The sequence below is a fragment of the Halomonas sp. genome (genome assembly GCF_041689495.1).
In the GTDB taxonomy this organism is placed as follows: Bacteria; Pseudomonadota; Gammaproteobacteria; order Pseudomonadales; family Halomonadaceae; genus Halomonas.
The window spans coordinates 1-7,801 of the sequence record NZ_JBDNGD010000379.1 but is presented as its reverse complement, the minus strand read 5'-3'; the positions used below and the strand labels follow the sequence as shown (position 1 = coordinate 7,801).

Sequence of the window (7,801 nt, the reverse complement as noted above, 5' to 3'; positions counted from 1 at the left end):
GCGCCTCGACGTGCTCCATGTCCTCGACCCCTACCTGCCCAAACGCGTCCTGCAGGACCTCGAGGCGGCAGTGGTGGCCGACATCAAGACCATCCTCACCGATATCCGAGAGGATTACGCCCTCCCCGAACCCCGGACCCTGATCCAGACGGTCACCGGTTCTCCCTACGCGGAAATCATCCGTGAGGCGCATGAGCGTGATGTCGACATGATCATCCTCGGTGCCCATCGCAAGCGCGGCCAACCGGACCTGGTCGCCGGCACCACCCTGGCCCGGGTGCTTCGCAGCGCGCCATGTCCGGTGCTTTCGGTAAGCCACCTGGCAACCCAGGAGTGGCAGGACATCCTGGTCCCCATGGACTTCTCGTTGACCTCCCGCCATACCCTTCGCGAGACCCTAAAGCGCTTTCCCGAGGCACGCCTAACCCTGTTGCATGCCTGGGATATCCCCGGTGAACGGGAACTGGGTTCCGACAGCGACTTCGCCCGCTGGCGAGACCGCGAAGTGGCTCGCCTGCGCACCCTGCCGGAGCGCGAGACCGAGCAGCTGATGAGCGAACTGGAGGATGTTCCCGAGCTCGAACTCGTTCTGGCCCAGGGCGCCCCACTCGACGTACTGTTGACTCGCCTGCGTCGCCAGCCACCCGACCTCCTGGCGCTGGGCAGCCGCGGCCAGCTGGGTCGACATAGCCAGATTACCGAGCACCTGCTGGCCGAGCCGCATTGCGATCTCATGCTCTGCCGTGCCTGGTAGTGTTTCCATACACAACCTTTACAGGTATACATAACCTTTACAGGATAGTGCTGTCCGTAGAACATCTCTCATCCCGAGAGGTTCCTCATGCGCCAGCCAATCGTCGGGGCCATCGGCCTGTTGTGGGTAGTGTTCATTCCCCTGCCCGTCAGCGCTGACAGCGTCAAGGTCAAGGACGCCCGCTTCCCCACCTCGTTCGAGGCCAACGGCAGAATCTACACACTGATCGGTCACGGTCTCTTCGAGTACATGATCTGGGATGCCTGCGCCGGCGCCTACTACCAGGCCGCAGATACCCCGCAGCCGTCACCACAGACCGCGGTGCCTCGCCACCTGGAGCTGGAGTACTTCCACGCCATCGAGGCCGGGGACTTCGCCGAGGCGACCCGCGACAAGGTCCGCGAGACGCTCTATCGGGGAGAGGACCGGGCCCTGGCCAACGCGCTGTTCGGGATCTGGCTGGGCGAGGAACCCTTGAATGCGGGTTTCCGCGACGCCCTGCTGGGCCGATGATCCTAGGCGTCATGCTAACCTTGCCGGCTGATCCAGAGAACAGGAGGCGTTGCGGCGAATGAAAGCCCTGATCCAGCGCGTCAGGCGCGCCAGCGTGGAAGTGAACGGCCGGGAAAGGGGCGCCATCGATCGGGGACTGCTGGCCCTGGTGGGCGTGGAAAAGGGCGACGACGAGGCGCGGGCCGACAGGCTGCTCCACCGGCTGATGCACTATCGCGTATTCAGCGATGGCGAGGGCAAGATGAACCTCGACCTGCAGCAGGTAGAAGGCGGCCTTTTGCTGGTTCCCCAGTTCACCCTGGCGGCCGATACCCGCAAGGGGATGCGGCCGAGTTTCTCCAGCGCGGCCCCGCCCGCCGAGGGCGAGCGTCTCTTTCACTATCTGCTCCATAAGGCTCAGGCCGCCTGGCCCAGAGTGGCCAGCGGGGACTTCGGCGCCGATATGCAGGTAGCGCTGATCAACGACGGGCCGGTGACCTTCCTGCTGGAGAGCTGATAGCGCCGAGCGACCGTCACTGAGCAGCTGAGTGCTTTACGCTTGGCGCTCGGCGCTTTCCAGCGCCTCCTGGGCGGCCAGCCAGGCATCTTCCCTCTTGTCGAGCCGCGACTTGAGTTCGGCCTGACGGGCCAGGAGCCGGGTCAGCTCGGCCTTGCGGGCCTCATCGGTATAGAGGTCGGCCTCTCCGAGGGTCTCTTCCAGCTTGGCGATCGCCGCCTGGGCCTCTTCCACTTCCTTCTCGGCACGATCACTGTCGCGTTTGAGTGGCTGAAGCTTCTTGCGCCGATCAGCCGATGCCTTGCGGGCGGCCTTGCGATCCTTCCTGGGTGCAGCGGCCGTCGTTGCCTGACGTTCGGCCTTGTCGACACGCGCCACACGACGCTCGCCCTCCAGCCGTGCCTTGAGCCAGGCACGGTAATCGTCCAGGTCACCGTCGAAAGGCTCGACCCGATGGTCCGCCACACGCCAGAACTCATCCACGGTGGCCCGCAACAAGTGTCGATCGTGGGAGACGATGATCACCGTCCCCTCGAAACTCGCGAGGGCCTCGGTAAGGGCCTCACGCATCTCCAGGTCCAGGTGGTTGGTGGGCTCGTCGAGCAGCAGCAGGTTGGGCTTCTGCCAGGCCACCAGGGAAAGTGCCAGCCGCGCCTTCTCGCCACCGGAGAAACGACCCACCTGGGAAAAGACATCATCACCGTGGAAACCGAAGCCCCCCAGGAACTTGCGGATATCCAGATCAGCGGCGGTGGGCGACAGTCGCTGTACGTGCTGGAAGGGGGTAGACGCCAGGTCCAGGCTCTCGAGCTGATGCTGGGCGAAGTAGCCGATGGCCAGGTGCTCACCCGGCACCCGCTTGCCGGCCAGGAGGGGCAGGTCGCCGGTGAGCGACTTGATCAGGGTTGACTTGCCGGCGCCGTTGGGACCGAGCAGACCGATCCGCTGCCCCGGCAAGAGGGTCACCTTGACCTCCTCGAGCTGGGCGATCTCGCCGCCTGCCTCATCACGATACCCCAATCGTGCCTCGTCCAGCACAAGAAGTGGGTGGGAGGTCTTATCCGATGACGGAAGGGTGAAATGGAAGGGCGAGTCGGCATGGGCCACCGCGATATCGCCCATGCGCTCGAGTACCTTGAGGCGACTCTGGGCCTGGCGGGCCTTGTTGGCCTGGTAGCGGAAGCGTGCCACGAAGCGCTCGATCTCCTCTCGCCTCGCCTGCTGCTTGGCCGCTTCGGCCTGCTGCAGGGCCAGCTTCTCGGCCCGGGTTCGCTCGAAGGTGGAATAGTTGCCCCGATAGAGCGCCAGCGTCCGGCGGTCGAAATGCACGATGTGATCGCAGACGGCATCGAGGAAATCACGGTCGTGGGAGATCAGCAGCAGGGTGCCGGGATAGCGGATCAGCCATTGCTCGAGCCACAGCAGGGCATCCAGGTCCAGATGGTTGGTCGGTTCATCGAGAAGCAGCAGATCCGAGGGCATGAAGAGGGTCCGGGCCAGGTTGATCCGCATCCGCCAGCCCCCGGAGAAGTCGGCGAGCGGTCGCTCCAGGTCGGACTGGACGAAGCCGAGCCCTACCAGCAACTGGGCCGCCCGAGCCGGGGCCGAGTAGCCGTCCAGGGCCTCGATGCTGCCATGCAACTCGGCCTCGCGGTGGGCATCGCCCGACTCCCTTGCCGCCGTCAGGGCCCTTTCCGTGTAGCGCAGCTCATGGTCACCATCGAGTACATAATCGAGAATGGCGCGATCCAGAGCCTCGACCTCCTGGGCCATGTGGGCGATGCGCTGGCCACCGCTCATCTCGACCTCACCCTTGTCCGGGCTCAGTTCGTTCAACAGCAACTTGAAGAGACTCGACTTGCCTGCCCCGTTGGGTCCGACGATCCCCGCCTTGTGACCGGCATGCAGGGTCAGGTCTGCTCCCTCGAGCAGGGATTGGGTACCGCGTTGCAGGGAAACTTGGCGCAGTGCGATCATGCTTGCTCCACTCGGCAGTGCGTGAGGCTGCCGCCCAGCGGGACGACAACCGTGTCATGACCCACGATTCTACCCAATCTTCCTACGCCTTGAGCATTCCCGATGCCCTCTGGCGTTACGCCTTGACGCAGTATGCCGACCCGGCGGTCGCCAGCGCCTGCCTCGACCTGCAGGACCGAGCCGGCGCCGACGTCTGCGAGCTGCTTTGGCTGGGCTGGCTCGATCACCTCGGCTTGGCGCCGGCCGCAAGCGTCACCGTGGCCCTGGCACCGATCCGCGACCATCAGGCCCGGCAAACCTACCCCTTACGCGCCCGACGCCGCGCGCTGAAACCCCACGCGCGCCCCGGATCGGCGCTGGCGGATTGGCGCGAGCGGCTCAAGCGCGCCGAGCTGGCAGCCGAGCACGAAACGCTGGTTCGACTGCAGGCTCTGACACAGCGTGGAGACGGCATGCGTCCCTGGCACCCAGCCGATGGCGACCTCTACGCTCGCCTGTATCGGCACCTTGCACCGCTCAATGCCTCCCTAGTCGGCTCGCTGACGTCGCTGGCAAAGCACCTGACACGACGCGCCTCCGCCGGTCGCTGAGATGCTGCCTGGTGACATGTGGCACTGATGGCGCAAAGCCTGTAACTTCAAAAAACACGACTACCTTTGGTACATGAGCAATGCTGTCGATGACACTCAGACCCGAGGCTCACCCGCATCGGTTCGCCCACCCCTGACACGACATGGGAAGCTTGCAACATGACTCGATCATCCCCTCCCTCCGACGACAAGCGCGACGAACGCCCACGCGGTCTATTAGGCATCCTGAATACTTTGGATTGCTGGATGGGTGCGGTAGAGAAGACCATCATGGCAGGCAGCATCCTCGCCATGGCCCTTCTGATGAGCACCCACGTGGTCGGCAACTTGATCTTTCATCAAGGCATCCCCGGAACCTATGAGGTCACCGAGATGCTTATCGTGGTGATCACGTTTGTGGGAGTCAGCTATGCGGCACGGCACGCTCGCCACATCAGCATGTCCGCGATCTATGAGCAGCTCAGCGGCCGACTCCGTAAGGCCTTGCTGATCTTCATCTGTATTGGCACGGCCATCCTGATGTTCTATTTCGCCTACAAGTCTATCGGCTACGTCTTGTTCCTCCACGATCATGGGCGCACCAGCTCCTCGCTGCACATCCCCATGTGGATGGTGTATACGGCACTGCCCATCGGCTTTAGCCTCGCGGGCATCCAATACGTAATGACAGCCGTTCGCAACCTGATAAGCGAGGATATTTACCGCACCTTCCGAGAAAAAGAAGAATTTTCCGATGTGCCAACGGATGGTTAAAAACCAATGGACAGGACCCGCCAATCGATCCTGATGCGAGCCTCAGGATCGCACACAACGATTAACGACAAACCAACAACAACACTGAGGATAACCGCATGCTGGCTTGGCTAGGTATTATAATGCTCGTGCTGCTGCTTCTCGGGTTTCCGATGATGGTGCCGCTGGCCGCGGGCACGCTGTACATGATGTTCACCGGCATGACCTTCTTCGGCCCCGACCAGGCCGTGAGTTGGATGATCAACGGCGTGGGTAGCTGGGTACTCGCCGCCGTGCCGATGTTCATCTTCGCCGCCGACATCCTGACCAAGGGGCATACGGCCAACCGTCTTCTGGATGTGGTCGATACCTTTACTCGACATATCCGCGGTGGGCTACCCATCACGACGGTCGCGTCATGCGCACTGTTTGGCGCCGTTTCCGGCTCCACACAGGCTACGGTGGTGGCCATAGGCGGGCCGATGCGCCCTCGCCTTCTGGCCAAGGGCTACACCGATCACTTCACCCTGGCCCTGATCATCAACGCCAGCGATATCGCCCTGCTGATCCCCCCCAGCATCGGCTTCATCATCTATGGCGTGGTGATGAAGACCTCAATCGGCGATCTCTTCCTCGCTGGCATCCTGCCCGGCCTTATGATTCTGCTGATGTTCGCGGCCTACTGCTACATCGATGCGCGTCTCAAGGGCATCGAGCCGGAGCCGCGCGCGTCCTGGAAAGAGCGCGCAAAAGCCATCCGGAAGGTCATCCTGCCTCTTGGCTTTCCGGTGCTGGTCGTCGGCGGTATCTACGGCGGCTTCTTCAGCGCGGTCGAGGCCTCCGCCGTTGCCGTGGCCTATGCGCTTATCCTCGAGATGGTGATTTACCGCCAGGTATCCATTCGCGATCTCGGCGGCTTGGCGCTGTCGACCGGCATGATTACCGCCGTCGTCTTCATCCTCGTGGCAATAGGCGCCGCGTTTTCGCAAACCCTGGGTACAGCCGGCGTTCCCGAGCAACTACTTGGCCCGCTGATCGAGGGCATTGGCGATAGTCAGATACTGGCGCTGATGCTGATCGCCGCCGCCTTCTTCATCGGCTGCATGTTCGTCGACCCGATCGTCGTCATTCTGATCCTGGTGCCGATCTTCAAGCCGCTGGTCATGTCGACAGGCCTGGATCCGATACATGTCGGCGTCATCGTTACCCTCCAAGCGGCCATCGGCTCGGCAACCCCGCCCTTTGGCTGCGATATCTTCACCGCTATTGCCGTCTTCCGCCGGCCCTATATGGACGTGATACGCGGCACGCCGCCGTTCATTGCGATCATGGTGCTGGCCACCTTCATCCTTATCCTGTTCCCCGAGATTTCACTGCTGTTGCCCTCGCTAAGGAGTAATTGAGGTGTTACCCAGGACAGGTGGTGCTGCGGGGAGGCCTTTGGCCTCCTACGAAGACCGGTGCGGTGGCACCCATCCCTGTAGACGCCCCGACCGGAGCCCTCCGACAAGACGTTTTCAGCCTTACTATTCACGCTGCTCTGCGATAAAAAAACCGGGTGGTTTCGCAGCGCTGACTGCTTGACCACCCGGTCTCATTTTCTATTTCACGTGATTCTTTCTGTTACTGCTAGGTCTATGGCACGTCAGAATAGCCGAAGCGCCTAGGCGCTTCGGCTAGCGGACGACTCACTCAGTATCGAATTCCTCCAGCAGGATATCGAGCGCCTGCTCGCCGCGCTCGCCGACATCGTCGATGAACGTCTGGCGCACAGGCTCGGCCATTTCGCGGAACTTCTCGCGCTGCTCATCGGTCAGCTCGATGATTTTAATGTCGCTTTTTTCCTTGATGGTGTCCAGACGCGTGGAGTTGAACTCGTCCTGAATATTGTAGCCCTTTTCAACAAGCTCGGCGGTGACCTCATCGAGCATTTCCTGCTGCTCATCACCCAGGCCCTCGTACCAGTCGAGATTGCCCATGAGCGTGGCCACGAACTGCGCCTGCTTGGCGAAGATCATGTAATCCTGGACTTCATAGAAGCCCATTTCCTCGTGGGCGAACACCGGCTGAATGTTACCTTCCGCCTGGCCCTGCTGCAGGGCGCTATAGAGCTCGCCGTAGGCGATCGAGATGGGGGCGGCGCCATAGGCCTTGTACGCTTCACGAAGCAGACTGTTGTCCATGACGCGGATCTGCAGGCCGTCCATATCGGCGGGTATTTCGATCGGCTTGTTGGTCGTCCACACCTGATAGCCTTCGGTCAGCTCGGCGAGCGGCACCAGACCCCGTTCGCGGAAGGCCTCCTGCCAGGGGTCGCTCTTGAGGAACGCCGGCGAGTTGAGCACCTTGGCCGTTTCCAGCTGATCCGCGGGCGTGACGAAGTTCAAGCTGAGCAGCTGGCTTTCAGGCACGGTACCGCCCAGTGCGCCCGAGCCGAAGGCCAAGGGAATCGAGCCGCTCTGGACAGCATCGTAGAGGGCAGAGTACGTCGAGCCCCAAGAACCATAGGGAAGCAGTTCAACGGTGACCTCGCCGTCGGTTTTTTCCTCGACCAGCTTCTTGAACTCCTCCGCATAGCCATGCTGAACGCTGCCCTCGATTTCCTCGAGACCGAAGCGCCACGTTTCCGCGCTGGCCGATGCGGCCACACTCATCAGACCGAATGCGGTGATACCCAGGGCGATCTTGTTCAATTTCATTTTCATTATGCGTATTCCCCTCTTGTTGATGTGACTCCAG

Annotated in this window: 8 protein-coding genes; 6 read left to right on the top strand and 2 right to left on the bottom strand. The window is 62.0% G+C overall.

The genetic code is table 11. From position 1 onward, the window contains the following. From ACESMD_RS11865 to dtd, 3 genes are all read left to right on the top strand, one after another. Positions 1-754: universal stress protein (locus ACESMD_RS11865; RefSeq protein WP_372613401.1), on the top strand; the 754-nt coding region annotated here is incomplete at its 5' end. An 87-nt stretch (positions 755-841) separates the two neighbouring features. Next, positions 842-1,267: a hypothetical protein gene (locus ACESMD_RS11860; protein WP_372613399.1), complete on the top strand. Its 426-nt coding sequence runs from the start codon at positions 842-844 to the stop codon at positions 1,265-1,267. Positions 1,268-1,325: 58 nt separating this feature from the next. Beyond that, a complete protein-coding gene (dtd, locus tag ACESMD_RS11855) occupies positions 1,326-1,763 on the top strand; it encodes a D-aminoacyl-tRNA deacylase (RefSeq protein WP_372613397.1) in 438 nt (145 codons plus the stop codon). A 36-nt stretch (positions 1,764-1,799) separates the two neighbouring features. Here dtd and ACESMD_RS11850 read toward each other — a convergent pair whose 3' ends face one another. Then, positions 1,800-3,740, bottom strand: a complete 1,941-nt coding sequence (locus ACESMD_RS11850) for an ATP-binding cassette domain-containing protein (RefSeq protein ID WP_372613395.1) — start codon at positions 3,738-3,740, stop codon at positions 1,800-1,802. Positions 3,741-3,796: 56 nt separating this feature from the next. Between ACESMD_RS11850 and ACESMD_RS11845 the strand changes: the two genes are divergently transcribed. The 3 genes from ACESMD_RS11845 (at position 3,797) to ACESMD_RS11835 (ending at position 6,465) form a co-directional block, all read left to right on the top strand. Then, a complete protein-coding gene (locus ACESMD_RS11845; RefSeq protein WP_372613392.1) occupies positions 3,797-4,330 on the top strand; it encodes a TIGR02444 family protein in 534 nt (177 codons plus the stop codon). 159 nt (positions 4,331-4,489) lie between these two features. Further along, positions 4,490-5,083, top strand: coding sequence for a TRAP transporter small permease (locus tag ACESMD_RS11840; RefSeq protein ID WP_372613390.1), 594 nt, complete (start codon positions 4,490-4,492; stop codon positions 5,081-5,083). A 98-nt stretch (positions 5,084-5,181) separates the two neighbouring features. Then, positions 5,182-6,465, top strand: a complete 1,284-nt coding sequence (locus ACESMD_RS11835; protein ID WP_372613388.1) for a TRAP transporter large permease — start codon at positions 5,182-5,184, stop codon at positions 6,463-6,465. Positions 6,466-6,750: 285 nt separating this feature from the next. On the opposite strand, the gene dctP is transcribed toward ACESMD_RS11835, so the two are convergent. Continuing rightward, positions 6,751-7,767, bottom strand: a complete 1,017-nt coding sequence (dctP, locus tag ACESMD_RS11830; RefSeq protein WP_372613386.1) for a TRAP transporter substrate-binding protein DctP — start codon at positions 7,765-7,767, stop codon at positions 6,751-6,753. Positions 7,768-7,801 lie beyond the last annotated feature (34 nt).

Coding starts and splice junctions, on each gene's coding strand:
- ACESMD_RS11860 (WP_372613399.1), top strand. CDS start 842: ATGCGCCAGCCAATCGTCGGGGCCATCGGCCTGTTGTGGGTAGTGTTC.
- dtd (WP_372613397.1), top strand. CDS start 1,326: ATGAAAGCCCTGATCCAGCGCGTCAGGCGCGCCAGCGTGGAAGTGAAC.
- ACESMD_RS11850 (WP_372613395.1), bottom strand. CDS start 3,740: ATGATCGCACTGCGCCAAGTTTCCCTGCAACGCGGTACCCAATCCCTG.
- ACESMD_RS11845 (WP_372613392.1), top strand. CDS start 3,797: ATGACCCACGATTCTACCCAATCTTCCTACGCCTTGAGCATTCCCGAT.
- ACESMD_RS11840 (WP_372613390.1), top strand. CDS start 4,490: ATGACTCGATCATCCCCTCCCTCCGACGACAAGCGCGACGAACGCCCA.
- ACESMD_RS11835 (WP_372613388.1), top strand. CDS start 5,182: ATGCTGGCTTGGCTAGGTATTATAATGCTCGTGCTGCTGCTTCTCGGG.
- dctP (WP_372613386.1), bottom strand. CDS start 7,767: ATGAAAATGAAATTGAACAAGATCGCCCTGGGTATCACCGCATTCGGT.